The organism is Streptomyces sp. Y2F8-2, assembly GCF_014905555.1.
Lineage (GTDB): Bacteria > Actinomycetota > Actinomycetes > Streptomycetales > Streptomycetaceae > Streptomyces > Streptomyces cynarae.
In genome coordinates this window covers 125,064-148,674 of sequence record NZ_BNGS01000014.1, presented here as the reverse complement: position 1 = coordinate 148,674, position 23,611 = coordinate 125,064, and the positions used below count along the sequence as shown (strand labels likewise).

The window sequence follows — 23,611 nt, the reverse complement described above, 5'->3', positions numbered from 1 at the left end:
ACCCATGGCAACGCTTGAAATCCGAGACCTGCACGTCACCGTCGAGGCCGACAACGCCACGAAGGAGATCCTCAAGGGCGTCGACCTCACCGTGAAGCAGGGCGAGACGCACGCCATCATGGGCCCCAACGGCTCGGGCAAGTCGACCCTCGCCTACTCCCTCGCGGGTCACCCCAAGTACACGATCACCAGCGGCACCGTGCTGCTCGACGGCGAGGACGTCCTGGAGATGTCCGTCGACGAGCGCGCCCGTGCGGGCCTGTTCCTGGCGATGCAGTACCCGGTCGAGGTCCCCGGCGTCTCGGTCTCCAACTTCCTGCGCACCTCCGCCACCGCCATCCGCGGCGAGGCCCCCAAGCTGCGTACCTGGGTGAAGGAGGTCAAGGAGGCCATGGAGCGCCTCAACATGGACCCGTCCTTCGCCGAGCGCAACGTGAACGAGGGCTTCTCCGGCGGTGAGAAGAAGCGTCACGAGATCCTCCAGCTCGAGCTGCTCAAGCCGAAGGTCGCGATCCTGGACGAGACCGACTCGGGCCTGGACGTCGACGCGCTTCGCATCGTCTCCGAGGGCGTCAACCGCGTCCGCGAGACCGGCGAGGTCGGCACCCTGCTGATCACGCACTACACGCGCATCCTGCGCTACATCAAGCCCGACTTCGTCCACGTCTTCTCCGGCGGCCGGATCGTCGAGTCCGGCGGCGCCGAGCTCGCCGACAAGCTGGAGGACGAGGGCTACGAGGCATACACGAAGGGTGGCGCATCCGCGTGACACAGCTGCCGGGCCTCCTCGACACCGAGGCGATCCGTAAGGACTTCCCCGTCCTGGACCGACTGGTTCACGACGGCAAGAAGCTCGTGTACCTGGACAACGCGGCGACGTCGCAGAAGCCGCGCCAGGTGCTGGACGCCCTCAGCGAGTACTACGAGCGCTACAACGCCAACGTCCACCGCGGTGTGCATGTGCTCGCCGAGGAGGCCACGGCGCTGTACGAGGGCGCGCGTGACAAGGTCGCCGAGTTCATCAACGCGCCGAGCCGCGACGAGGTGATCTTCACCAAGAACGCCTCCGAGTCGCTGAACCTCGTGGCGAACATGCTCGGATGGGCCGACGAGCCCTACCGGGTGGACTCCGAGACCGAGATCGTCATCACGGAGATGGAGCACCACTCCAACATCGTGCCGTGGCAGCTGCTGGCGCAGCGCACGGGCGCGAAGCTGAAGTGGTTCGGCCTGACCGACGACGGCCGCCTCGACCTGTCCGACATCGACGAGATCATCACGGAGAAGACGAAGATCGTCTCCTTCGTGCTGGTGTCGAACATCCTGGGCACCGTGAACCCGGTCGAGGCGATAGTGCGCCGCGCCCAGGAGGTCGGCGCCCTGGTCTGCGTCGACGCCTCCCAGGCCGCGCCGCACATGCCGCTGGACGTACAGGCCCTGCAGGCCGACTTCGTGGCCTTCACCGGCCACAAGATGTGCGGCCCGACCGGCATCGGCGTGCTGTGGGGACGCCAGGAGCTGCTGGAGGACCTGCCTCCCTTCCTGGGCGGCGGCGAGATGATCGAGACGGTGTCGATGCACTCGTCGACGTACGCTCCCGCCCCGCACAAGTTCGAGGCGGGCACCCCGCCGATCGCGCAGGCGGTCGGTCTCGGCGCGGCCATCGACTACCTGAACTCGATCGGCATGGACAAGATCCTCGCCCACGAGCACGCGCTCACCGAGTACGCGGTGAAGCGGCTGAGCGAGGTTCCCGATCTGAAGATCATCGGCCCCACCACGGCCGAGGACCGGGGCGCCGCGATCTCCTTCACGCTCGGCGACATCCACCCGCACGACGTGGGCCAGGTCCTCGACGAGCAGGGCATCGCGGTCCGCGTCGGCCACCACTGCGCCCGCCCGGTGTGCCTCAGGTACGGAATTCCTGCGACCACGCGAGCGTCGTTCTATCTGTACTCCACGCCGGCCGAGATCGACGCTCTGGTCGAGGGCCTGGAGCACGTTCGGAACTTCTTCGGCTGAAGGGCGTGAGCTGAAACGTGAAGCTGGACTCCATGTACCAGGAAGTCATCCTGGACCACTACAAGAACCCGCACGGGCGGGGCTTGCGGGATGGCGACGCCGAGGTGCACCACGTGAACCCGACGTGCGGCGACGAGATCACCCTTCGCGTGAAGTACGACGGCACGACGATCAAGGACGTCTCGTACGAGGGCCAGGGCTGCTCCATCAGCCAGGCCTCGGCCTCCGTACTGAACGAGCTGCTCGTCGGCAAGGAACTGGCCGAGGCGCAGAAGATCCAGGAGACCTTCCTGGAGCTGATGCAGTCCAAGGGCAGGATCGAGCCCGACGACGCGATGGAGGAGGTCCTGGAGGACGCGGTCGCGTTCGCCGGGGTGTCCAAGTACCCGGCGCGGGTGAAGTGCGCCCTCCTGAGCTGGATGGCGTGGAAGGACGCGACGGCCCAGGCGCTGGGCGGAGCCGAGGCCGAAAGGAAGACGGCATGAGCGACACCGTGGAGATGAAGCCGGTCTCGGAGGAGGAGCTCCGCGAGGCCCTGATGGACGTCGTCGACCCCGAGCTGGGCATCGACGTCGTCAATCTGGGTCTGATCTACGGCATCCACATCGACGAGGCGGCGAACATCGCCACCGTCGACATGACCCTGACCTCGGCGGCCTGCCCGCTGACGGACGTGATCGAGGACCAGGCCAAGTCCGCCACGGACGGCCTCGTCAACGAGCTGCGCATCAACTGGGTCTGGATGCCGCCGTGGGGCCCCGACAAGATCACGGACGACGGCCGCGAGCAGCTGCGGGCGCTCGGGTTCAACGTCTGAGATCCACGAGGCGAGAGCCACGAGGCACGAGCCGCAAGCGGGAGGAACGGCGAGGTCCGATGGGGCCTCGCCGTTTCGCATGCCCGGACGGGTTCAGGCGAGTCCGTCCACCAGACGGAACGCCGAGTCCGCCCGGTACAGGTCGCCGGCCTGGTACGGGTCCAGCTTGAGCTGGAAGTTCCGGTGGCGCAGGAAGCGGCCGGGGTAGTTGACCGACTCCAGCATGACCGCTCCGGAGTACGACGACGGGCGGGGGCAGAAGGTCGCGTCCTGCCGGAACAGGGAGGAGCCGTCGTCGGGCTCGTCGCGCAGGAGGAAGCTCCGGTGGCGCAGGTAGGTGCCGTCGGCCGTGGTGAAGGAGTAACAGGAGCCGTCCGCAAGGCCATTGACGACCTTGAAGGTGGCGTCGCGGCGGGCCGGGGCGGAGCCGATCGGGTCGAGCTTCACGTAGTCGCCGCTGATGTGCCAGTACCGGTCGGGGTAGTTGACCGAGCGGACCGAGCTCCAGGTGGCGGACGGCGCGGACTTCGGGGGCTTGGGGGCGGACGGCTTCGAGGCGTGAGAGGCGGGCTCGGCCCCGGCCGTGTGCTTGGCGGGCTCGGGAGAGGGCGAGTCGGCCCGGGTGGCCGGGGACGCCTTGCCGGACGTCAGGCCGCTCTTCCCGCTGGGCGCCGCCGCGGGGGAGGGGGGCAGCGAGAAGTCGGGCACGTCCGGGTCGCCCAGTGCGACGGCCGTGTCCTGCGCGCGTTTCGGTGACGGCGAGTCACTTGTCCTGCCCAGCACGGAGATCGCTATCGCGCTGGTGGAGAAGACGGCCACGGCGAGCAGCCCTGCCGCCCAGAGTCTGCGGGATCCCGGTGCCCGGGCTTCGCCCGGGACATTGCCGGTCTCCCACACCGGGGAAGGGGCGGGCCGGTCCGGAGCGGGTGGGGGGTTGGTGTCTGGCATGCGCGGTTCCCTCGGCGTCGCCGTACGGCGGACGCGGAATCGTCAGAAGGCGGGTCGTGGCACAACGGGAGAAAGCGGGGAAGACAGGGGCCGACCCGGGCCACGGGCACGCGGAACGGCGGCGACCGTGAAAGCCGAGTGATCGACCGGTGAAACTGTAGTGGACATGACGGGTTCTCAGCACCCGTTTGAGAGCGGTTTCTCGACGGCGCGCCCATGCGTCCCCGTTTCGTGCGCGCACCCATGTGTACGGTCGTACACATCGATGCGTACACTCGTACACATGGGATACGCGTTCCTCTCCGGGGCCATCGCCGCCGAAGTCGCGGCCACGACCGCCATGAAGTACAGCGACGGGTTCAGCAGGCTCGGGCCCTCGCTGGTGACCCTCCTCGGCTATGTCCTCTCCTTCCTGCTGCTCGCACAGACCCTGAAGACCCTGTCGATCGGCACCGCGTACGCGATCTGGTCCGGCGCCGGAACCGCCACGGTGGCCATGATCGGCCTGGTGCTCTTCGGGGAGGGGCTGGGCCTTGCGAAGATCGCCGGCATCACGCTGATCGTCGGCGGGGTGGTGGTCCTGAACCTGGGAGGTGCGCACTGATGCCCCGCCGCTACGACCCCGAGCGGCGCCGGCGGATCATCGACGCGGCGATCCGGGTGGTGGGGAAGAAGGGCATCGCCGGACTGAGCCACCGCTCGGTCGCCGCCGAGGCCGACGTGCCGCTCGGCTCCACGACGTACCACTTCAAAACCCTGGACGAACTGATGGTCGCCGCGCTGCGGCAGGCGAACGAGGGGTTCGCCAGGACGCTCACCGAGAGCGGCCTGCTGGAGGACACCGAGGGCGACCTCGCGGCGGGCCTCGCCCGGCTGCTGGGTCAGTGGCTGGGCGGCGACCGCGCGGGCGTCGAGCTGGAGTACGAGCTGTATCTCGCGGCCCTGCGCCGCCCGGCGCTGCGGCCCGTCGCCGCCGAGTGGGCGGAGCAGACCGCCGAGTGGCTGGCGCGGCGTACGGATCCGGCCACGGCGCGGGCGCTGCTCGCCCTGCTGGACGGGATCTGTCTCCAGGTACTGCTGACGGGGGCGCCGTACGACGAGGAGTACGCGCGGGAGGCCCTGGCCCGGGTCATCCCCTGATCCGTGCCCGACTCCGGCGACGAGGCCGACCGGCACCTGAGACGCCCCCCGCACCGGTTCGCCCCTGCGCGCCCGGCCACGTTAGGTTTCCCCTATGACCGACACGACTGCCCCCCGTACCACCGGTGCCGTGGCCGCCGGCCTCGCCACCGTCGCCGCCGACGGCACCGTTCTCGACACCTGGTTCCCCGCGCCCGAGCTGGCCGACGAGCCCGGCCCGTCCGGCACCGAGCGGCTGTCCGCCGAGAAGGCCGTGGAGCTGCTCGGCGAAGGCGCCGTCAAGGCGATCGGCCCGGACGCCCGTCGGGGCGTCGAGGTGGTCGCGGTGCGCACGGTCATCGCCTCGCTCGACGAGAAGCCGATCGACACGCACGACGTCTATCTGCGCCTCCACCTGCTCTCCCACCGCCTGGTCAAGCCGCACGGCCAGAACCTGGAGGGCATCTTCGGGCTCCTCGCCAACGTCGCCTGGACCTCGCTCGGCCCGGTCGCCGTCGACGACGTCGAGAAGGTGCGCCTGAACGCCCGCGCCGAGGGCCTGCACCTCCAGGTGACCTCCATCGACAAGTTCCCGCGCATGACGGACTACGTCGCCCCCAAGGGCGTCCGCATCGCCGACGCCGACCGGGTCCGCCTCGGCGCGCACCTCGCCGAGGGCACGACCGTCATGCACGAGGGCTTCGTGAACTTCAACGCCGGCACGCTCGGCACCTCCATGGTCGAGGGCCGCATCTCCGCGGGCGTCGTGGTCGGCGACGGCTCGGACATCGGCGGCGGCGCCTCCACCATGGGCACGCTGTCCGGCGGCGGCAACGTGATCATCTCCATCGGCGAGCGCTGCCTGATCGGCGCGGAGGCGGGTGTCGGCATCGCGCTCGGCGACGAGTGCGTCGTCGAGGCCGGCCTGTACGTCACCGCCGGCACCCGGGTCACCCTGCCCGACGGCCAGATCGTCAAGGCCCGTGAGCTCAACGGCGCCTCCAACATCCTCTTCCGCCGCAACTCCGTCACCGGCAAGGTCGAGGCCCGCCCGAACAACGCGGTCTGGGGCGGTCTGAACGAGATCCTGCACAGCCACAACTGACCAACGGCGGCCGTGACCTGCGGCCGCCTCATCGATCAACGCCCTGACCTGCCGCCGAGGTGTGGCAGTCGTCGGCGTCGGTCATCGTTGAGCGCCCTTCCACCGCCCGAGAACGGCCCGGGAGGGCGCTCGTGTCGCTCGTGTCCTGTCCCGGACGACAGTGGGCGGGGCCAGGTTCTGGCCTGCGGCCGCCTCAGTGCTGTTCATCGCGGACGTCCACCGATCGGTTGGGAGATGCCGTGCCCCTGCAGATGAAGTTGGTCGCGATAACCCTCGACTGCCCTGATCCGCCGGCTTTGGCGGCGTTCTACCAGCAGGCCACCGGTCTCGAACCCCACCCGAAGTCGGACGCCGACTTCGCCGGTCTCAACCATGAAGACGGGCTCTTCATCGGTTTTCAACGGGTCGACGACTACCGGGCTCCGCGCTGGCCGGAACAAACCGTTCCCCAGCAGCTTCACATCTGCTTCAAGGTCGATGACTTGGACGAAGCCGAAGCCCGCCTGCTGGAGCTGGGCGCGGGCAAGCCGGATCACCAGCCTCACGAGGCCGCCAGGGCGCGGGTTCTCACCGATCCGGCTGGACATCCCTTCTGCATCACCAGGAGCTGACCGGGGATTCGGAGGGCCCGGAAGGGGCCGGCGGTCCTGCTCAGCGGCGGCGACCGGTACGCCGTCGAGGACCTGCTGCGGAACACGCCGCGCTGATCAGGCCGTCACCAGCCGCTCGTACGCCGCCAGCAGTCCGTCGACCGTCTCGCGGCCGGCGGGCCGCAGCGGCGCGCGGACCGGGCCCGCGGGCAGACCGAGCGCCCCCAGCAGGCCCTTGGCGGTCACCGTGCCGGGCAGGCCGGCGGACATCATCAGGTCGATGAGCGGGGTGGCCTGTTGCTGCAGCCGGGCCGCACGAGCCGTGTCCCCCGCGTCGAACGCGTCCAGAACCGACCGGAGCCGGCGCGGGACTGCGTTCGCGACCGTGCTGACGTAACCTGCGGCGCCGACCGCGTAGAGGGCGAGGTTGTGCTCGTCGCAGCCCGCGTAGTACGCCAACTCGGTCCGCGCCAGCACCTTCTGGGTGCCGAGGAAGTCGTACGCGCAGTCCTTGACCGCCACGATCCGCGGATGCTCCGTCAGCCGGATCATCGTCTCCGGTTCGATGCGGGTGCCGGTGCGGCCCGGGATGTCGTAGAGCATGAGTGGCAGTCCCGAGGCGTCGGCGATCTCGCGGAAGTGGGCCTCGACCGCGTCCTGCGGGGGTCGGCTGTAGTACGGCGTGACCACCAACAGTCCGTCCGCGCCCGCCTTTTCGGCCTCCAGCGCCAGCTCCACGGTGTGCCGGGTGTCCGACGTGCCGACGCCCGCGACGATGGACGCCCGCCCGCCGACCGCCTCCCGTACCGCCCGCACCAGCGCGGACTTCTCGGCGTCGGTGGTGGTCGGGGACTCTCCCGTGGTGCCCGACAGCACCAGGCCGTCGCAGCCCTCGCTCACGAGCAGGTCGGCGAGCCGCTGTGCGCCGTCGAGGTCGAGCGCGCCGGCCTCGGTGAAGGGGGTGATCATGGCGCACAGCGCGCGGCCGAAGGGACGGGCGGTGAGGGGTGTGGTCGTCATGGGAGTAGTGTCGGCATCGAGACTGTGAAGCTCCACTTAATTCTTCTACAGGATATTGATTAGTGGTGCTTGAGTGAGGAGGGGCTTCCAGCGGAGCGAGCGCCCGCAGCCCCAGGTCAGGGAGCGGTGGCGGGAGCGGCGGCGGATGTTGCTCGGGGCGCGGTGAGCCGAGCGCGGGAGGCGCGGTGCGGGGCGCGGAGTGCGCGGTGCGGGGCGCGCGCAGTGCGCGGTGCGGGACCGTCGGCGACCAGGCACTGGTGCCAAATCGGGCCGCGTGGGTCACCATGGCCGGGACGGTAACCAACAGCCGGGAGGCGTCATGAAGCTGGGCAAGGCACTCGCCACCGGGGTCGCCGAGGAGCGCCCGCAGCTGCACGAGGAACAGGCCGACCTCCGGGTCGCCGACGTCGCCGACATCGTGGAGCCCGTCGAGGAGGCGCCCGCCCCCGAAGAGGTTCCGGTCGCGCGATGAGACTGCGGCTCCCCGAGGAACGACCGACGGAGCCGCCGACCGGATACAAGATCGCCCACCCGGTGCTGTCCCAGGACGGCACCCGGGCCGGGTTCACCGGTGTGTCGCTGGGCGGCGCATTGCCCTACGCGGTCCTCGACGAGGCCCGGTGCGTCTACGGCCTGCGGCACCGCGCGCCGCACCGCCGCTGCGACTGCGGCTTCCACTGCGTCCACGACCGCGCGGAGGCGGAGGCGCTGCTGTGCACCGGGGAGCACCGGGCGGCCGTGCTGCTCGAGGTCGCGGTCCTCGGCGCGTACATCCGCTTCGAACGCGGCTTCCGGTACGCGCGCCAGCGGGTGCGGACGATGACGGTCGGCGCCTGCGCGTGCGGAGCGTCGGCCGCGGCGCTGGCCGACGCCGGCTGGGGACGGCCGGGCTGGCGCGTCCTGCAGGCGTCGTGCGCCGGGTGCGTACGCGGCCGTACGTCCCTGTCGCTCGCGGCGTTCGCCCGGCTCGCGGGGGAGGGGCTGCGGGTGCGGGCCGCATCCGGTGCCGAGGCCCCACCGGCCGATCTCGGCGTGTCCGAGCTGGTCGCCGAGGCCGCCCTGCTCCAGGCCCGGCTCGACTGGTTCCAGAGCCGACTGGCGCGTCTGGAGAACGGCGGACCCAAGCGGTGACCCGGCCTCTGGGGACCGGGTCTCGGCCCGGTCCCCAGAGGCGGGCTTGACCTCAAGCTTGGTCGAGGTCGGAACGTGGTCGATGCATGCTGAAACAGCGACCACGGAGGCCTTTCATGACCCGTCGTACCATCGCGCACCCCGACTTCACGGATTCCAGGGCGCAGGCGCCCTTCTTCAGCACCTGGCGGGTGGGGACACCGCTGCGGCAGCGGCAGACGGTCGAGGCCATCGCCGAGACCTGGGAGCGCCGGCAGTGGCCCGCCGACGGGCTGCTCGGCTACTTCGTGTACACCGGACACGACGGCTCCACCCTGCTGCACCACTCGCGCTGGGCGGACGAGCAGGCCTACGAGGCGTACCTCAAGACGCAGCGCCAGGAGCGCGTCGATGAGGTCGACACCGCCGTGCCGGGCATCGAACGGCTGTGGCTGGGCCGGTACCGGTACTACCGCAGCCACGGTCCGGCCGACCGGGCGGGGCGGGCGCCCGGATGCATCGTGATCGTCGACGTCGAGTTCGACGGGCCCGACCCCGAGCGGCAGCGCGCGTGGGTCGACGCCGTCGTCGAGGCGCTGGAGAGCGAGCCGAACCCGCGTCCCGGCGGCATCGGCGCCCATTTCCACCTCAGCACGGACGGCACGCGGGTCCTGAACTACGCCGAGTGGGAGAGTGCCCAGGCCCACCTGGAGGCGCTCGCCGCGCCCGGCGACGGCATCGGTTCCGGCACGGCGCAGTGGGGGCGCGTGCAGACGTGGCCAGGGCTCAGGAGCACCACCGTCAACCGCTACGACTACGCGCTCGGACTCCTGCCGGACTGAGACCTGGGACAGGGCCGGCCGGACGAGGTGTCCAGCCGGCCCCGGGCCCGAGGGACGGCTACGGCCGGAACCGCAGCACCTGCGGGTCGTGGTCGCTGATCTGGTCGTGGAACTCCGAGTTGACGTGCACGCTGTCGTAGTCCAGGTCGCAGCCGCGGCGGATCGACGGACTGACCAGGATCTGGTCCAGGACCTGCTCGTTGCCCTGGTAGTCGTACGTGTACCGCTCGCTCTTCGGCAGCGACTTGATCGCCGACCACAGCTCGCCGTCACCCTCGAGGATCTTCGCGGTGTCGGAGAACTCGAAGTCGTTCATGTCGCCGAGTGCGATGACGTCGGCGTTCTTCTGCGTGTCGAGGATGTCCTTGACGAAGGTGTTCACCTCGGTGGCCTGCAGGTGGCGCTGTACCTCCGAGCTGCGGGTCGGCGGCTGGTACTGCGCGTGCAGCGACTGGTCGCCGCCCTTGGAGGTGAGGTGGTTGGCGATCACGAAGACGGTCCGGCCGCGGAAGACGAACTCGCCGACCAGCGGCTTGCGGCTGGATTTCCACGCGGCGCTGGCCGGGTCGATACGACCGGGCGACACCGTCAGCTGCGCCTTGCCGTGCACCCTGGTGACACCCACGGCCGTCGTGGAGTCGCCGCCCGGCCGGTCGGTGAAGGAGACCCGCTGCGGATTGAACAGGAAGACCTGGCGGATGTTGCCGCCGGGCTCGCCGCCGTCCTGGTCGTTGACCGGGTCGATCGAGCGCCAGTCGTACTTCGGGCCGCCCGCCGCGACGATCGCGTCGATCAGCTTGTTCACGGTCTGGCTCGCGTCGACCGTGCCGTCGTCCTTGGCGCCGTTGTCGTCCTGGATCTCCTCCAGGGACACGATGTCCGGCGACTGCAGGTTGTTCACGATCGCGGAGGCGTGGGCCGCGAACGTGGTGTCCGACGGGTCCAGGTTCTCCACGTTGTAGGTCGCCACGGCCAACTCGCCGCGCTCCTGCTTGCGGGTGGTCTCCCGCTGCAGCCCGCCGCTCTCGAGCGACCCCAGCCGGCCGGCGACCAGGGTGTAACCGCCGAACTGGTTGTAGTCCAGCGGGCCGGTCGTGGTGCCGGCGAGCGTGTCACCGACGTTCGCCTGCGGGAAGTCGGCGGTCGAGCCGAGGGACTGGATCTGCAGCCGGCCGGTGTTCTGGGAGTCGTAGGAGCCGTAGACCGTGCCGCCGCGGCGATTGGCGTGCTCGTACGGCTTCACCGTGACCCACAGCTCGCTGTACGGGTCGGTGGCGGTGACCACGCGGGCGTCGGCGACCTGGACGTTCATGCCCTCCAGGGACTCGTAGTAGTCCAGGGCGTACGTCGACGGCCGAAGCGTCAGGCCGTTGATCGAGCCGTTCGCGGCCGGGTCGCCCGCAGGGGTGTACTCGGCGGGGACGGAGTCCTCGTCGATCACGACCGGCGCCGGGACGGCGTTGCCGCTGGAACGGACCGTCACCGTCGGCTTGGTGATCTCCGTGACCGACTGGTTGCCGGACGAGGTGCCGCCCGGGACGTACTCCGAGACCGTGCCCGTCACCGTCACCGCGTCGCCGACCGCGACCTTCGGGGTGGAGCCGGTGAAGACGAAGACGCCCTCACTGGTGGCCGGGTCGTCGTCCGGGGTCGGGTCCTGCATCCAGAACCCTCTCGACGAGCCGTAGGTCCGCACACCCGTGACGATTCCGGCCACGTCCGTGACCTTCTGGCCCGCGAGCGGTGATATCCGGGTGGTGCCCTGGATGTCGTGGATGCGCACGGTGTCCGCGTGCGCGGGAGAGGTGAGGACCACACCGGACACGGCGGAGCAGACGGCGGCGACGGTGAGCGCCGCGAGGCGCGCGGAAGACTTGCTCGGCAACGGAATCCCTCCGGGGAGATACGTGGGCGCCGGGACGAAGTGGAGCGTGGAACCGGGGGCCGCGACCGGTGGGGCGGTGGCGACGCGCGTAGCAGGCGACGGACGGCACCGAACCTCAGTGAACAGCTGTCCCCCGACTTCTACGCGCGTCAATCTCCTGCGTTCACAGGCCAGTTGTCAAGGTTTCGGCCATGTACGGCAGCCGGCGAGGAGATGAACCGGGCGGCATGGGTGGAAATCCGTCTAGGCTGAGCAGTGTGTTTCGGGGCGCCCCTCGGCCACCACGTACGTCCCCCAAGGAGACCCAGCCGATGTCACACAGCTCCCTCCTGCCGCCGGTCCGGCTGCGTTCCGAGGCGGAGCTCGCACGGGACGCGCTCGCCACACCCCTGCTCTCCCGCGCCGCCCGGCTCGCCCGCTGGGCCGGACCGGACACACGCGTCGGCCCCGGGGGCGAGCTGGTCGAGGAGCAGCTGCCCGCCGCGGCCGAAGTCCTCGGGCTGACCGGCGAGGGCGCCGTCGCCGACGCGAGCGAGGCCTGGCGGGTCGCCGTCGACGCCGGCCTCGTCCAAGTCGTCGACCAGGAGGCGGGGACGGTCACCACTGGCGCCGACCTCGCACTGCTCACCTCCGGCAGCCCGGGCGAGGTGCTCGGCGTCTGGCTGGGCGCGCTGGAGGCCGTGCTCGCCGACGCGAGCGTGCCCGAGCTGGACGGGCTCGCCGACGCCATGGGGGAGGACGGCGGGATCGACCTGTCCTCCCTCGACTGGGACCCGGAGGCGGAGGCCGAGTTCCTCGACGGAGTGCTCGGCAACCTCTACGTGCTGACGGTCAGTGAGGAGGGTCCCGGAGACAGCGCGGTGCCGCTGCCCGCCCTCGCCGCGTCGATGATCGTGCCCGACGACATGGGCGAACCCACCAACGACGTCCTGGAGCAGGTCTCGGACGCCATGATGCGGCTGGACGACCAGTTCCGGATCCTTCAGCCCATCGGGCTCGTCGACTTCCAGCCGGTCGACGAGGCGCTGATGACCGACGCCGAGGACGAGTCCACGGAGGGCGTCGACGTGACGGACGTGAGCCGGTACGGGATGGTACGGCTGACGCCGCTCGGGCTGTACGGGATGCGGACCCGGCTGCAGGAGGCCGGGATGACGGCGCCCGCGGTGGGGGAGCTGGCCGACAAGGGCGCGGACGCCCTGCTCGACGGCACGTCGGGGTTCCCGCCCGCGGCCGCGCAGGCGGAGACGGAGCAGTGGCTGGCACGCCGGGAACCGCTGACGGCGGCGCGGGAGCTGCTGGCTGCCGCACGGGGCTCGGACGCCGGGGCGCCCCTGCGCAGGCTCCGCTGCCAGCAGGCGCTGTCCCTCGTCGGACTGCAGGCGGAGCCCGCGCTGCGCGAGGTGCTGGACGACGCCGAACTGGGCGGCCTGGCACGGGTATGGCTCACCGAGCGCGGGGCGGCCGACGTGCCGGCACCGCCGGAGTCGATGGTGTTCTGGCTGACCATCGACACGGTGGCCGCGCAGCTGGCGGCCGAGGGCAACTCGGAGGAACTGCAGGGCCTGGTGGAGGGTCTGGCGGCCCAGCACAGCGGCTTCTTCGCGACGGCGTGGCGGGTGGACCATCCGGCCACTCCGGACGTCCTGGAGGCGATGGGGCGTCTGCACCCGGACAAGAAGGTGGCGAAGGAGGCGAGGAAGGCGGCGTTCAAGGCGCGGTCGCAGCAGGGGGGTTGACCGTCGGCGCCGTGGCCTCGCTCGGTGGGTGACGGGGCGGGACGTTGCCGTGGCATTGCCCGGTATTGGTGTGCGCCCTGCCCGCCCCAGAGCTGTGCTTTGCGGATTCATGGAAAAACGTGCCCAGCCGTCGGCTGCCGTTCAACGGGAGTTCAGGAGCGAGCGCGAGCGTGTGCGCCCGGCGGAGGTCCGCCAGCCACCCCCCGACCGATTCCCTCCCCTCCTACAGGAGACAGCATGTCGCTCACCCGCAGGGACTTCACCAGGCAGTCCGCGCTCACCGGTGCCGGCATCGCCCTGGCCGGCAGTGTCGGCGCCCTCGCCACCGCTCCCCACGCCCTCGCGTCCACCGACACCGAGACCACGGACGGCCACGAGGAGCAGCGGCACCACGGCGTGGGCTACGGACCGCTCGTCCCCGACCCGAACGGCATCCTCGCCCTGCCCGCCGGGTTCTCGTACCGCGTCATCACCTACAGCGGCAGGACCAAGCTGGAATCCGGCGAGTTCACCCCGTCCAACCACGACGGCACCTCCACCTTCCCCGGCCCGCGCGGCGCCACCCTCCTCGTCAACAACCACGAGCTCAAGGGCCCCCGCTCCAAGTGGAAGTACCCGGTACCGCTCACCGAGGGCCTCGTCTACGACCCGGCCGCGTCCGGCGGCTGCACCGTCGTCGAGGTCCGCCACGACCACGTCGCCGAGTGGGTCGGCATCGCCGGCACCTCCACCAACTGCGCCGGTGGCAACACTCCCTGGGGGACCTGGCTGACCTGTGAGGAGACCGAGGACAAGGCCGGCCAGAACGGCATGACCAAGGACCACGGCTACGTCTTCGAGGTGGACCCCGCCGACCGGCGCGCCAACCGCGACCCCAAGCCCGTCAAGGCGCTCGGCCGTTACGCCCACGAGGCCGTCGTCGTCGACCCCAAGCGCGGCCACCTGTACCTGACGGAGGACGCCTCCGGCCCGAACGGCCTGCTCTACCGCTGGACCCCGCCGGAGGGCTTCGAGCACGGCCGCGGCAAGCTGCGCGCCCTCGCCGACGACGCGGGCCGTCTGCAGGCCTTCAAGTGCTTCGACTCCGGCGGCCGGTTCGTCGACGACCTCTCCCGCGCCACGAAGATCGGCACCGTCTACGGCGTCGACTGGATCGACGTCCCGGACCGCGACGCCAAGACGGTCCCCGTGCGCAAGCAGTTCGCCGACGGTGAGATCACCCGGGCCCGCAAGCTGGAGGGCATGTGGTGGGGTGACGGCGGCACCTACATCGTCTCCTCCTACGCCCGCGAGGAGAGCCCCGGCCGGCACGACGGCCAGGTCTGGTTCTACGACCCCAAGCGCCGCACCCTCACCTTGAAGGTCCTGCTCGGGGTGAACCCGGACCCGGCCGAGGACGGTAGCTTCGACGGCCCCGACAACATCACCGTCTCGCCGTACGGCGGCCTGGTCATCGCCGAGGACGGCGAGGGCATCCAGCACCTCTTCGGCGCCACCGACAGCGGCCGCACGTACCCCATCGCCCGCAACGAACTGAACATCGGCACCGAAGAGGAGCCGGAATACAGCGAGTTCACCGGCGTCACCTTCTCACCCGACGGAAAGACCCTGTACGCCAACATCCAGGAGCCCGGCATCATGCTGGCCATCACCGGCCCCTGGAAGCGCCAGCGGCGCTAGAGCAGAGAGTCACTCGTACGGGTGGGCCCGTCCTGTTCGGCGGGCGGTCCTGGGCGCCGGCCAGGCCCGCACCTTCACGAGGGTGCGGGCCACACCCTTGTTCGGGCCGCTATTGATATCTAACATTTCAATTCGTGGAAGCCCTTCGACCCGTGCCCCGAACCCTGCTGCGGGACCGGGCCTACGAAGCCATTCGGGACGCCATCGTGGCCGGGGAGATCGAGCCCGGCGCGGTGGTGCGCGACACCGAGCTCGCCGCGCGGCTCGGGCTGTCGCGTGCGCCCGTGCGGGAGGCTTTCTCGAGGCTCGTGGACGAGGGGCTGCTGGAGAGCAAGCCGCAGAGCTACACACGGGTGACCCCGGTCGTCGCCGACGACGTACGGGACGCGGCGGCCGTCGTGGGAGCCATGCACGAGCTGGCCACGAGGGTCGCCGTGCCCCGGTTGCGGGCAGCGGACGTGGCGGAGATGCGCGCGGCCAACGAGCGGTTCGCGGGCGCCGTACGCGCCGGTGACGTGGACGCCGCCCTGCGCGCCGACGACGAGCTGCACGACGTGCTGGTCCGGGTCTGCGGCAATCGAGCGGCCGCCGCCACCATCGCCCGTTACATGCCGCTCATCCGCCGCCTGGAGCGTCGGCGCTTCGGCGAGGGCGGCACCTGCCGCTCCGCCGGGCTGCACGAGCGGCTCATCGAGGCCTGTGCGGACGGTGACGTGGACGGGTCGGTTCGCGTCACCGCGGAGATCTGGCGCACTCTCGCAGACCTGGCCGACGAAACCGACCGAACCGACGAAGAGGCCCGCTGAACCCGGGAGGTCCCATGTCCCTGTCCGCGTACGAGCGTTGTCCCCTGCTCTTCGGGCCCTCCCCGGTCCACCCGCTTCAGCGGCTCACCGCCCACCTCGGCGGTGCCTCTGTGTGGGCCAAGCGGGAGGACTGCAACTCCGGCATCGCGTACGGCGGGAACAAGACCCGCAAGCTGGAGTACCTCGTCGCCGACGCGCTCGCACAGGGCTGCGACACGCTGGTCTCGATCGGCGGGGTGCAGTCCAACCACACCCGGCAGGTCGCCGCGGTCGCGGCCCACGTAGGGCTCAAGTGCGTGCTGGTCCAGGAGAGTTGGGTCGACTGGCCCGACTCCGTGTACGACAAGGTCGGCAACATCCTCGTCAGCCGGCTCGCCGGGGCCGACGTACGGCTGGTCAGGGCCGGGTTCGGGATCGGCTTCAAGGAGAGCTGGGAGCAGGCGCTGCGGGAGGTCGAGGAGGCGGGCGGCAAGCCGTACGCCATCCCGGCCGGTGCCTCCGACCACCCGCTCGGCGGTCTCGGCTTCGCGAACTGGGCGTACGAGGTCGCCGAGCAGGAGCGGGAGTCGGGCGTCTTCTTCGACACCGTGATCGTGTGTTCCGTGACCGGCTCCACCCAGGCCGGCATGATCGCCGGGTTCCGCGCGCTGGAGGAGGCGGGCGGGCGTCCGCGCCGTGTGATCGGCATCGACGCGTCCGCGGAGCCCGCCCGCACACGGCAGCAGATCGCCCGGATCGCCCGCGCCACCGGACGGCTCATCGGAGTGGAGAAGGAGTTGACGGAGGCGGACGTCGAGCTGGACGAGCGGTACCACGCGGGCACCTACGGCATCCCGGACGAGAGGACGCTGGAGGCGATGCGGCTCGCCGCACGCACGGAGGGGATGGTCACCGATCCCGTCTACGAGGGGAAGTCGATGGCCGGGCTCGTCGACCTGGTCTCGCGCGGGGAGATCGGCCGGGACTCCACCGTCCTCTATGCCCACCTGGGCGGACAACCCGCGCTGAACGCGTACAGCGCGCTCTTCTAGCCCGTCATCCAGCCTGACGGCCGCTGAGCATGGCGGCCACGGCAGGTAGTCACCCCATCGCGTGAGCCACCGCGAGGCCGTCCATGTAGTCGCGCACGTGCACGATCAAGCCGTTCCGGACCCGCATCACCAGAAGTCCCGGGAAGGCGAACGGTTCACCGGTGGTGGCCACGGTCCCGGTGACGATCTGCTCCACGGTGATCACCTCGGGATCGGTGGACGCGTGCACGGCCACCTCATGGATCTGCCGCGGCTGCGCCGGGCTTGCGCCCCAGGCGGCCCTGTACCCCGCGCGTACCTCTTCGCGTCCGTGATAGCGCGCGGGCATGCCCGGGAAGAGGAACGGAAACTCATGGACGGCATCGACCGAGTACAGGTCGGCCAGATCGTCCGCCGACTTGTCGACCATGGCACTCCGGTAGCGGGCGAGAACGTCTCGGGGGCCGAGGGCGGCCGGGGCAGCGGGGGGCATACGGTGGGACTCCGTTCACTCGGCCGAGGCTCAGATAACCGGGGACTGTCTCCGGTTCAAGTGCCGGATAAGATACGGAGAGAGTCCCCGGTTCGCAAGGAGTAGCTGGATGGCGCAGGTCAGGCCCATGCGAGCGGACGCACGGCGCAACTACGAGCGGTTGCTGAAGGTGGCGGCGGAGGCTTTCGCCGAGCATGGCGAGAACGCGTCGCTCGACGACATCGCGAAGCGGGCGGGGGTCGGGTCGGGGACGCTGTACCGGCACTTCCCGAACCGTCAGGCGCTGCTGGAGGCCGCGTACGTCGACCGGATCGAGGCGATCGCGACCCGGGCCGACGAGATCGCGAAGGCGCTTCCGCCGGGTGAGGCGCTGGTGGAGTGGCTGCACGAGCTGTGCGTCGGGACGATCCAGGTGCGCGGGATGAAGGCCCTGCTGGGTTCGGCCGTCACGGACGGCAGCTCCGCCGCGGTCACGGCCTGCGGCACCTCGATGAAGGAGGCGGCGTCACGACTGGTGGAGGCGGCGCAGCGGGAGGGGACCCTGCGGGCCGACGTCGAGCCGATCGAGGTGCTGCGGCTGGCCCACGGCATCGCCATCGCCTCGGAACTGGCGAACGGTCAGGGCGCCTACATCCGCCGCTATCTGTCGCTGCTGACGGAGGGACTGCGGCCGTAGACCCCCGGCTGCCGCACCCGCGGGCGCCCGCCGAGGGGCACCCGCGAGTGTGGTGGCTGCCGTACGACCGGCTACAGCGCCTCGGCCGCCGGCTTGACCATGTTCCGTACCGTGCGGGCCTTGACGAAGTCGCCCATCGCGGTCATGTCCCACTCGCCGGAGAACTGGCGGACGAGCTTGGCCATCATCACGCCCGTCTGCGGCTCCGCGCCCGTGAGGTCGAAACGCACCAGCTCCTGGTCGGTGGCGGCGTCCACGAGGCGGCAGTACGCCTTGGCGACCTCCGTGAACTTCTGGCCGGAGAACGAGTTCACGGTGAAGACCAGGCCCGTGACCTCCTGGGGCAGGCGTCCGAGGTCGACGGCGATGACCTCGTCGTCGCCTCCGCCCTCGCCCGTGAGATTGTCCCCGGAGTGCTTGATCGCGCCGTTGAGGATGGTCAGCTTGCCGAAGTAGCAGCTGTCGATGTGGTTGCGCTGCGGGCCGTACGCGATGACGGAGGCGTCCAGGTCGATGTCCTTGCCGTGGAAGGCGGGCTCCCAGCCGAGGCCCATCCTGACCTGGGAGAGCAGCGGGCGGCCGCCCTTGACGAGGGACACGGTCTGGTTCTTCTGGAGGCTGACACGGCCCTTGTCGAGGTTGATCTTTCCGGCGCCGGGGGCCGGGGTGGGCGGTGCCGGCGGAGCTACGGGTGCCGGGGGCATGGTCTGCGGCGGGGCGACGGGCTGTGGCGGCGCGGCCGGTTCCTCCACCGTGACGCCGAAGTCGGTCGCGATGCCCGCGAGGCCGTTGGCGTAGCCCTGCCCCACGGCACGCGCCTTCCATGCGCCGCCCCGCAGATAGACCTCCACGACCACCAGCGCGGTCTCGGTGCCGAGCTGCGGCGGCGTGAACGTGGCCAGCACGCTGTTGTCGTCCGCGTTGCGGAGGGTGGCCGTCGGCTCGATGCCCTGGAAGGTCTGGCCGGCGGCGTCGGGGCTCGCGGTGACGACGATCTTCTCGATGCCCGGGGGGAGGGAGGCGGTGTCGACGGTGATCGAGTCGGGGCTCGTGCCGCCGCCGGAGCGGTAGGTGACACCCGGGCCCATCGGCTGGTTGTAGAAGATGAAGTCGTCGTCGGAGCGCACCTTGCCGTCGGCGGTGAGCAGCAGGGCCGACACGTCGAGCCGCACCGGGGCGGCGACGTCGACGGTCACGCGGGGGACGCCGAGGGCGATGTTCGAGCCGGGGGTCATAGCTGTCATGCCAGGGGTAACGAGCGAGGCCGCTTTACCGTTCCCTTACCCGATGCCCCACCGCACGGCCCTCGCCCCCGCCGCCCCTACCCGTCCCACCTCCAGGGGCTCCGCCCCTTCAACCCCATCAGGGTCTCCGCCCCTGCACATCGCCGGGGGCTCCGCCCCAGGTCCCGTCCGGGGGCGGCCCCCGACCTCCGCTCCTCAAACGCCGGAGGGGCTGATTTTTCGCCGGTCGGCATTGTTGAGCCCGTCCGGCGTTTGAGGACGAGGCCGTTCAGGCCGAAGGGGGTCTGGGGGCGGCAGCCCCCAGGGACGGGAAGGGTAGGGGCGGCGGGGGCGAGAACCATCCACGCCGCGCCCCTACGGCACCACCACGATCTTCCGCCCCACCCCCGCCGCGAACTGCTCCAGCGCCTGCGGATACCGCTCCAGAGGCAGGCGATCGCTGATGAACACCTCGGGGTTCAGCACCCCGTTCGCGAACAGCTCCGCCGCCCGTTCGAAGCTGTGCAGCACCGCCATCGAGCCCGTGATCGTCAGTTCCTGGTTGTAGATCCGGTACGGATCGATCGTGACCCGCGTCGCATAGTCCGCCACCCCGAACTGCAGAAACGTCCCCGCCTTCGCCACCCGCTCCAGGCCGTCCTGGATCGCCGCCGCGTTGCCCGTGGCGTCCACCACCACGTCCCAGCCCTGCGGCCGGTCCAGTTCGTCCGCGTTCGCCGCCGAGCCCGAGACACCCAGCCGCCGTGCCGTCTCCAGCCGCGCCGGGTTGACGTCCACCACGTCCACGCTCGCCGCTCCGGTCCGCTTGGCCAGTTCCAGCATCATCAGGCCCATCGTTCCCGAGCCGTAGATCAGGACGTGTGCCCCGAGACGGGATCGCAGGACGTCGTAGCCGCGCACCGCGCACGACAGCGGCTCCACCAACGCCGCGTCCTGGGTGCGGACATGCTCCGGGAGCTTCACGCAGTTCGCCACCGGCGCCACCGCGTACTGCGCGGCCCCGCCGGCCGTCGTCACCCCGATCGCCGCCCAGCGCTCGCACAGGTTGTTGTGACCCGTACGGCAGTACCGGCACTCGTGGCAGTACAGGGACGGGTCCACGGCGACCCGGTCGCCGACCGCCAGCTCCGTGACCTGCGTACCCACCCCGACGACCTTGCCCGCGAACTCGTGCCCGGGCACGATCGGCAGCTTGGGCGCGAACTCTCCCTGGAGGATGTGCAGGTCGGTGCCGCACAGTCCGCAGGCCGCGACCTCGACGACGACCTCGCGCGGTCCGGGCGTCGGGTCCGGGACCTCGGAGACGACGGCGCGGCCCACGGACTCGATGACGGCGGCCTTCATTTCACGGCTCCCAACGACAGGCCCTGGACCAGTTTGTCCTGGGCGGCGAACCCCGCGGCGAGCACCGGCAGGGAGATGACGAGCGACGCGGCGCACACCTTCGCCAGGAACAGGCCCTGGCTGGTGATGAAGCCGGTCAGGAAGACGGGGGCCGTCTCGGCCACCACGCCGGTGAGCACCCGGGCGAAGAGCAGCTCGTTCCAGCTGAAGATGAAGCAGATCAACGCCGTCGCCGCGATGCCGGGCAGCGCGATCGGGGCCACCACCCGCGCCAGGACCGTCGGCAGGCGCGCCCCGTCCACCCGAGCCGCCTCGATCACCGCGACCGGCACCTCGGCGAGGAACGACTGCATCATCCACACCGCGATCGGCAGGTTCATGGATGTGTAGAGGATGACGAGCAGCCAGATGTTGTCGAGCATCCCGGCGTTCTTCGCGAACAGGTAGATCGGCAGCAGGCCCGCCACCACCGGCAGCATCTTGGTGGACAGGAAGAAGAACAGGACGTCCGTCCACTTCCTCACCCGGCGGATCGAGAGCGCGTAGGCCGCGGGCAGCGCCAGCAGCAGCACGCACAGCGTCGACACCACCGACGCCACCGTCGAGTTGATCAGGGCGGGCCAGGGGCTCGCGCCGCCTCCCACGCCGAAGAAGTCGCGATAGCCGTCCAGGGTCAGGGCGGCCCCGAAGGACGGGGGGTTCGTGGCCGCGTCCGCCTCCGAGTGGAACGACGTCAGGGCCATCCAGGCGATGGGCAGGAAGAACAGCAGACCGGCCAGCCAGGCCAGCAGGCCGAGCCCGACTCCGCGGCGACGGCGGGGGCGTACGGTGGCGGTGCGTGCGGCGGTGGCGCTCATGCGCGGGACACCTCCTCGCGGAACAGGGACGACACCACGCGCAGGGCGAAGGTCGCGATGATGATCGAACCGATGACGACCAGAACGCCGGCGGCCGAGGCGAGGCCGTTCTCGTGGGCCTGGTAGAAGGTCTGGTAGACGGTGTAGGGGAGGTTCGCGGTGCCCAGACCGCCCGAGGTGAGCGTGAAGACCGCGTCGAAGTTCTGGACGATGTAGATCGAGCCCAGCAGTGCGCCGAGTTCCAGATAGCGGCGCAGGTGCGGGAGCGTCAGGTGACGGAAGATCTGCCAGTCGCTCGCGCCGTCCACCCGCGCGGCCTCGATCTGCTGGTGGTCGCGGCTCTGCAGACCGGCCAGCAGGATCAGCATCATGAACGGTGTCCACTGCCAGATGAGGGAGGCCTCGACCGCGAGCAGCGGGGTGCCCGAGATCCAGTCCGGCTGGGGGCCGCCCACATAGTGCAGCAACCCGTTGAACAGGCCGTATTCAGGGTTGTAGAGCACATGCTTCCAGAGCAGGGCCGCCGCCACGGGGACCACCAGGAAGGGTGCGATCAGCAGGGTGCGCACCATGCCCCGGCCGCGGAACTTCCGGTCCAGGAGCAGCGCCAGCGCGAGGCCCAGGACCAGGCTGACCAGCACCACGGCGACCGTCAGCAGGATGGTCGTCCACACCGAGTGGCGCAGGTCCGGATCGGTGAGGACCTGGCGGTAGTTGTCGACGCCGGTGAAGTGGCGGGCCTTCGGGTAGAGGGCGTTCCAGTCGAAGAAGGAGATCACCAGCGTCGCCACGAACGGCAGCTGGGTCACGACGATCATGAAGATCAGGGCGGGCAGCAGCGGGGCCCTCGTGGCCCAGGCTCGCAGCCGGGCCGACGGTTGGTGCGCGGTGCGTACGGGAGTGGCGGCCACGGGGGCCGTGGTCGTGGCGGTCATCGTCCCTCGTACTCCTTGGAGATCTGCTCGGCGAGCTTCTGGGACTTCTTCAGGGCCGACTCGACGGACTGGCGTCCGGCGATGGCCGCGCTGATCTCCTGGGAGACCTTGGTGCCGAGGTCGGTGAACTCGGGGATGCCGACGAACTGGATGCCGGGCGCGGGACGCGGCTGCACGCCGGGGTCGCGGGGCCGTGCGCCCTCGATGGCCTCGCGGGTCATCTCCTGGAAGGAGGCGGCGGCCTTGCGGTAGTCGGCGTTCTCGTAGGTGGAGGCGCGTTTGCCCGCCGGAACGTCGGCCCAGCCGCTGGTGTCGCCGACGAGCTGTTCGTACTGCTTGCTGGACGCCCAGGAGACGAACTTCCAGGCCTTGTCGGGGTTGCGGGAGGCCTTCTGGATGCCCCAGGCCCAGGTGTAGAGCCACCCGGAGGACCTGGTCTCCTCCACGGGGGCGGGGGCGTAGCCGAGCTTGCCCTTGACGGGGGAGCCGGACGCCTCCAGGGAGCCGGCCGCGGAGGTGGCGTCATACCACATGGCGACCTTGCCCTGGGTCATGTTGTTGAGGCACTCGGCGAACCCGGACTGCGCGGCGCCCGACTCGCCGTGCGTGCGGACGAGGTCGACGTAGAACTTCGTCGCCTTCTCGAACTCGGGGGAGTCCAGGTGCGCCTTCCAGTTCTTGTCGAACCAGGTGCCGCCGAAGGTGTTCACGACCGTCGTGAGCGGCGCCATGAGCTCGCCCCAGCCGGGCAGGCCGCGCAGACAGATGCCCCGCATCCCCGGCTTCGCGCCGTCCACCTCGGCGGCGAGGTCGGCGACCTGCTGCCAGGTGGGGTGGGCGGGCATCGTCAGGCCCTTCTCGGCGAAGACGTCCTTGCGGTACATGAGGAAGGACGACTCGCCGTAGAACGGCTGTCCGTACAGCTTGCCGTCGTCACCGGTCAGCGACTGGCGCATGGGGACCAGGACGTCCTGCTCGTCGTAGGCGTGGTCCTTGGCCACATACGCGTCCATGTCCTGCAGCCAGCCGTTGCGGGCGTAGATCGGTATCTCGTAGTTGCTGAGGGTGGCGACGTCGTACTGGCCCGCCTGGTTGGCGAAGTCCTGGCTGATCTTGTCGCGGACGTCGTTCTCGGGCAGCACGGTGAAGTTCACCTTGATGCCGGTGTCCTTGGTGAAGTGTGCGGCGGTGAGCTTCTGCAACTCCACCATCTGCGGGTTGTTGACCATCAGGACGTTGATGGAGTTGCCGCCGGAACCGGACCCGCCTGCTCCGACCCAGCAGCCGGAAAGCAGCGGGGCGAGCAGCGTCCCTGCGGCGGCCATGGCGAGCACGGCTCGCGGCCTCCGTCGGCTCTGGGTGCGCATGG

General features: G+C 70.4%; 25 protein-coding genes. 16 read left to right on the top strand and 9 right to left on the bottom strand.

Translation table 11 applies throughout. The features are described 5' to 3' along the window. Positions 1-4: 4 nt before the first annotated feature. The 4 genes from sufC to SY2F82_RS35765 are packed head-to-tail and all read left to right on the top strand — an operon-like array spanning position 5 to position 2,839. On the top strand, positions 5-769 hold the full coding sequence (gene sufC, locus SY2F82_RS35780) for a Fe-S cluster assembly ATPase SufC (protein ID WP_200423271.1): 765 nt from the start codon (positions 5-7) through the stop codon (positions 767-769). Further along, positions 766-2,022 (top strand): cysteine desulfurase, encoded by a 1,257-nt coding sequence (locus SY2F82_RS35775; protein ID WP_200423270.1) that lies wholly within the window; start codon positions 766-768, stop codon positions 2,020-2,022. Before sufC ends, SY2F82_RS35775 begins: the two co-directional genes overlap by 4 nt. A gap of 17 nt (positions 2,023-2,039) precedes the next feature. Then, positions 2,040-2,507, top strand: coding sequence for a Fe-S cluster assembly sulfur transfer protein SufU (gene sufU / locus SY2F82_RS35770; protein ID WP_200423269.1), 468 nt, complete (start codon positions 2,040-2,042; stop codon positions 2,505-2,507). Next, a complete protein-coding gene (locus tag SY2F82_RS35765) occupies positions 2,504-2,839 on the top strand; it encodes a metal-sulfur cluster assembly factor (RefSeq protein WP_103844434.1) in 336 nt (111 codons plus the stop codon). The genes sufU and SY2F82_RS35765 overlap by 4 nt, the downstream gene beginning before the upstream one ends. A 93-nt stretch (positions 2,840-2,932) precedes the next feature. On the opposite strand, the gene SY2F82_RS35760 is transcribed toward SY2F82_RS35765, so the two are convergent. Beyond that, complete coding sequence (locus SY2F82_RS35760) at positions 2,933-3,787, bottom strand: AbfB domain-containing protein (RefSeq protein WP_200423268.1); 855 nt, start codon at positions 3,785-3,787, stop codon at positions 2,933-2,935. Positions 3,788-4,070: 283 nt separating this feature from the next. Between SY2F82_RS35760 and SY2F82_RS35755 the strand changes: the two genes are divergently transcribed. From SY2F82_RS35755 to SY2F82_RS35740, 4 genes are all read left to right on the top strand, one after another. Then, positions 4,071-4,391: a multidrug efflux SMR transporter gene (locus tag SY2F82_RS35755; protein WP_200423267.1), complete on the top strand. Its 321-nt coding sequence runs from the start codon at positions 4,071-4,073 to the stop codon at positions 4,389-4,391. After that, on the top strand, positions 4,391-4,927 hold the full coding sequence (locus SY2F82_RS35750; protein ID WP_200423266.1) for a TetR/AcrR family transcriptional regulator: 537 nt from the start codon (positions 4,391-4,393) through the stop codon (positions 4,925-4,927). The genes SY2F82_RS35755 and SY2F82_RS35750 overlap by 1 nt, the downstream gene beginning before the upstream one ends. 94 nt (positions 4,928-5,021) lie before the next feature. Next, positions 5,022-6,011 (top strand): 2,3,4,5-tetrahydropyridine-2,6-dicarboxylate N-succinyltransferase, encoded by a 990-nt coding sequence (dapD, locus tag SY2F82_RS35745; protein ID WP_200423265.1) that lies wholly within the window; start codon positions 5,022-5,024, stop codon positions 6,009-6,011. A 239-nt stretch (positions 6,012-6,250) separates the two neighbouring features. Next, a complete protein-coding gene (locus tag SY2F82_RS35740) occupies positions 6,251-6,622 on the top strand; it encodes a VOC family protein (protein ID WP_200423264.1) in 372 nt (123 codons plus the stop codon). Between the two features lie 96 nt (positions 6,623-6,718). On the opposite strand, the gene dapA is transcribed toward SY2F82_RS35740, so the two are convergent. Next, on the bottom strand, positions 6,719-7,621 hold the full coding sequence (dapA, locus tag SY2F82_RS35735; RefSeq protein WP_200423263.1) for a 4-hydroxy-tetrahydrodipicolinate synthase: 903 nt from the start codon (positions 7,619-7,621) through the stop codon (positions 6,719-6,721). A gap of 319 nt (positions 7,622-7,940) precedes the next feature. Between dapA and SY2F82_RS35730 the strand changes: the two genes are divergently transcribed. The 3 genes from SY2F82_RS35730 to SY2F82_RS35720 all read left to right on the top strand — a co-directional run bounded on the left by SY2F82_RS35730 (position 7,941) and on the right by SY2F82_RS35720 (position 9,573). Beyond that, on the top strand, positions 7,941-8,093 hold the full coding sequence (locus SY2F82_RS35730) for a hypothetical protein (protein ID WP_200423262.1): 153 nt from the start codon (positions 7,941-7,943) through the stop codon (positions 8,091-8,093). Next, entirely contained in the window at positions 8,090-8,752 is a 663-nt protein-coding gene (locus SY2F82_RS35725; RefSeq protein WP_200423261.1) for a hypothetical protein, read from the top strand. Before SY2F82_RS35730 ends, SY2F82_RS35725 begins: the two co-directional genes overlap by 4 nt. 116 nt (positions 8,753-8,868) lie before the next feature. Beyond that, entirely contained in the window at positions 8,869-9,573 is a 705-nt protein-coding gene (locus SY2F82_RS35720; protein ID WP_200423260.1) for an antibiotic biosynthesis monooxygenase, read from the top strand. A 58-nt stretch (positions 9,574-9,631) separates the two neighbouring features. On the opposite strand, the gene SY2F82_RS35715 is transcribed toward SY2F82_RS35720, so the two are convergent. Further along, on the bottom strand, positions 9,632-11,458 hold the full coding sequence (locus SY2F82_RS35715) for an endonuclease/exonuclease/phosphatase family protein (RefSeq protein WP_200423259.1): 1,827 nt from the start codon (positions 11,456-11,458) through the stop codon (positions 9,632-9,634). A 311-nt stretch (positions 11,459-11,769) separates the two neighbouring features. Here SY2F82_RS35715 and SY2F82_RS35710 point away from each other — a divergent pair, with 311 nt between their 5' ends. The 4 genes from SY2F82_RS35710 to SY2F82_RS35695 all read left to right on the top strand — a co-directional run bounded on the left by SY2F82_RS35710 (position 11,770) and on the right by SY2F82_RS35695 (position 16,714). Beyond that, positions 11,770-13,197, top strand: coding sequence for a hypothetical protein (locus SY2F82_RS35710; protein ID WP_200423258.1), 1,428 nt, complete (start codon positions 11,770-11,772; stop codon positions 13,195-13,197). A gap of 237 nt (positions 13,198-13,434) precedes the next feature. Continuing rightward, the gene (locus SY2F82_RS35705; RefSeq protein WP_200423257.1) at positions 13,435-14,877 is read left to right on the top strand and encodes an alkaline phosphatase PhoX; all 1,443 of its coding nucleotides are present in this window, start codon (positions 13,435-13,437) and stop codon (positions 14,875-14,877) included. 134 nt (positions 14,878-15,011) lie between these two features. Then, positions 15,012-15,683, top strand: coding sequence for a GntR family transcriptional regulator (locus tag SY2F82_RS35700; protein ID WP_200423256.1), 672 nt, complete (start codon positions 15,012-15,014; stop codon positions 15,681-15,683). Between the two features lie 14 nt (positions 15,684-15,697). Further along, the gene (locus tag SY2F82_RS35695; protein WP_200423255.1) at positions 15,698-16,714 is read left to right on the top strand and encodes a 1-aminocyclopropane-1-carboxylate deaminase; all 1,017 of its coding nucleotides are present in this window, start codon (positions 15,698-15,700) and stop codon (positions 16,712-16,714) included. A gap of 49 nt (positions 16,715-16,763) precedes the next feature. Here SY2F82_RS35695 and SY2F82_RS35690 read toward each other — a convergent pair whose 3' ends face one another. After that, positions 16,764-17,186: a nuclear transport factor 2 family protein gene (locus SY2F82_RS35690; RefSeq protein ID WP_200423254.1), complete on the bottom strand. Its 423-nt coding sequence runs from the start codon at positions 17,184-17,186 to the stop codon at positions 16,764-16,766. 109 nt (positions 17,187-17,295) lie between these two features. Between SY2F82_RS35690 and SY2F82_RS35685 the strand changes: the two genes are divergently transcribed. Then, on the top strand, positions 17,296-17,862 hold the full coding sequence (locus tag SY2F82_RS35685; RefSeq protein WP_200423253.1) for a TetR/AcrR family transcriptional regulator: 567 nt from the start codon (positions 17,296-17,298) through the stop codon (positions 17,860-17,862). A 71-nt stretch (positions 17,863-17,933) separates the two neighbouring features. Here the strand turns inward: SY2F82_RS35685 and SY2F82_RS35680 are convergent, their stop codons facing one another. From SY2F82_RS35680 to SY2F82_RS35660, 5 genes are all read right to left on the bottom strand, one after another. Continuing rightward, complete coding sequence (locus SY2F82_RS35680; RefSeq protein ID WP_200423252.1) at positions 17,934-19,097, bottom strand: TerD family protein; 1,164 nt, start codon at positions 19,095-19,097, stop codon at positions 17,934-17,936. A gap of 363 nt (positions 19,098-19,460) precedes the next feature. Beyond that, a complete protein-coding gene (locus SY2F82_RS35675; RefSeq protein WP_200423251.1) occupies positions 19,461-20,450 on the bottom strand; it encodes a zinc-dependent alcohol dehydrogenase family protein in 990 nt (329 codons plus the stop codon). After that, positions 20,447-21,307 carry a carbohydrate ABC transporter permease gene (locus SY2F82_RS35670; RefSeq protein ID WP_200423250.1) on the bottom strand — a complete coding sequence of 287 codons (861 nt, stop codon included), beginning with the start codon at positions 21,305-21,307 and terminating at the stop codon, positions 20,447-20,449. The genes SY2F82_RS35675 and SY2F82_RS35670 overlap by 4 nt, the downstream gene beginning before the upstream one ends. Beyond that, a complete protein-coding gene (locus SY2F82_RS35665; RefSeq protein WP_200423249.1) occupies positions 21,304-22,242 on the bottom strand; it encodes a carbohydrate ABC transporter permease in 939 nt (312 codons plus the stop codon). Before SY2F82_RS35665 ends, SY2F82_RS35670 begins: the two co-directional genes overlap by 4 nt. After that, entirely contained in the window at positions 22,239-23,609 is a 1,371-nt protein-coding gene (locus SY2F82_RS35660; RefSeq protein ID WP_200423248.1) for a sugar ABC transporter substrate-binding protein, read from the bottom strand. The genes SY2F82_RS35665 and SY2F82_RS35660 overlap by 4 nt, the downstream gene beginning before the upstream one ends. Positions 23,610-23,611: the final 2 nt, after the last annotated feature.

Excerpts from the sequence above, each read along its gene's own strand:
- sufC (WP_200423271.1), top strand. The coding sequence starts at position 5 with ATGGCAACGCTTGAAATCCGAGACCTGCACGTCACCGTCGAGGCCGAC.
- SY2F82_RS35765 (WP_103844434.1), top strand. The coding sequence starts at position 2,504 with ATGAGCGACACCGTGGAGATGAAGCCGGTCTCGGAGGAGGAGCTCCGC.
- SY2F82_RS35760 (WP_200423268.1), bottom strand. The coding sequence starts at position 3,787 with ATGCCAGACACCAACCCCCCACCCGCTCCGGACCGGCCCGCCCCTTCC.
- SY2F82_RS35755 (WP_200423267.1), top strand. The coding sequence starts at position 4,071 with ATGGGATACGCGTTCCTCTCCGGGGCCATCGCCGCCGAAGTCGCGGCC.
- SY2F82_RS35750 (WP_200423266.1), top strand. The coding sequence starts at position 4,391 with ATGCCCCGCCGCTACGACCCCGAGCGGCGCCGGCGGATCATCGACGCG.
- dapD (WP_200423265.1), top strand. The coding sequence starts at position 5,022 with ATGACCGACACGACTGCCCCCCGTACCACCGGTGCCGTGGCCGCCGGC.
- dapA (WP_200423263.1), bottom strand. The coding sequence starts at position 7,621 with ATGACGACCACACCCCTCACCGCCCGTCCCTTCGGCCGCGCGCTGTGC.
- SY2F82_RS35730 (WP_200423262.1), top strand. The coding sequence starts at position 7,941 with ATGAAGCTGGGCAAGGCACTCGCCACCGGGGTCGCCGAGGAGCGCCCG.
- SY2F82_RS35725 (WP_200423261.1), top strand. The coding sequence starts at position 8,090 with ATGAGACTGCGGCTCCCCGAGGAACGACCGACGGAGCCGCCGACCGGA.
- SY2F82_RS35720 (WP_200423260.1), top strand. The coding sequence starts at position 8,869 with ATGACCCGTCGTACCATCGCGCACCCCGACTTCACGGATTCCAGGGCG.
- SY2F82_RS35710 (WP_200423258.1), top strand. The coding sequence starts at position 11,770 with ATGTCACACAGCTCCCTCCTGCCGCCGGTCCGGCTGCGTTCCGAGGCG.
- SY2F82_RS35705 (WP_200423257.1), top strand. The coding sequence starts at position 13,435 with ATGTCGCTCACCCGCAGGGACTTCACCAGGCAGTCCGCGCTCACCGGT.
- SY2F82_RS35695 (WP_200423255.1), top strand. The coding sequence starts at position 15,698 with ATGTCCCTGTCCGCGTACGAGCGTTGTCCCCTGCTCTTCGGGCCCTCC.
- SY2F82_RS35690 (WP_200423254.1), bottom strand. The coding sequence starts at position 17,186 with ATGCCCCCCGCTGCCCCGGCCGCCCTCGGCCCCCGAGACGTTCTCGCC.
- SY2F82_RS35685 (WP_200423253.1), top strand. The coding sequence starts at position 17,296 with ATGGCGCAGGTCAGGCCCATGCGAGCGGACGCACGGCGCAACTACGAG.
- SY2F82_RS35680 (WP_200423252.1), bottom strand. The coding sequence starts at position 19,097 with ATGACCCCCGGCTCGAACATCGCCCTCGGCGTCCCCCGCGTGACCGTC.
- SY2F82_RS35675 (WP_200423251.1), bottom strand. The coding sequence starts at position 20,450 with ATGAAGGCCGCCGTCATCGAGTCCGTGGGCCGCGCCGTCGTCTCCGAG.
- SY2F82_RS35670 (WP_200423250.1), bottom strand. The coding sequence starts at position 21,307 with ATGAGCGCCACCGCCGCACGCACCGCCACCGTACGCCCCCGCCGTCGC.
- SY2F82_RS35665 (WP_200423249.1), bottom strand. The coding sequence starts at position 22,242 with ATGACCGCCACGACCACGGCCCCCGTGGCCGCCACTCCCGTACGCACC.
- SY2F82_RS35660 (WP_200423248.1), bottom strand. The coding sequence starts at position 23,609 with ATGCGCACCCAGAGCCGACGGAGGCCGCGAGCCGTGCTCGCCATGGCC.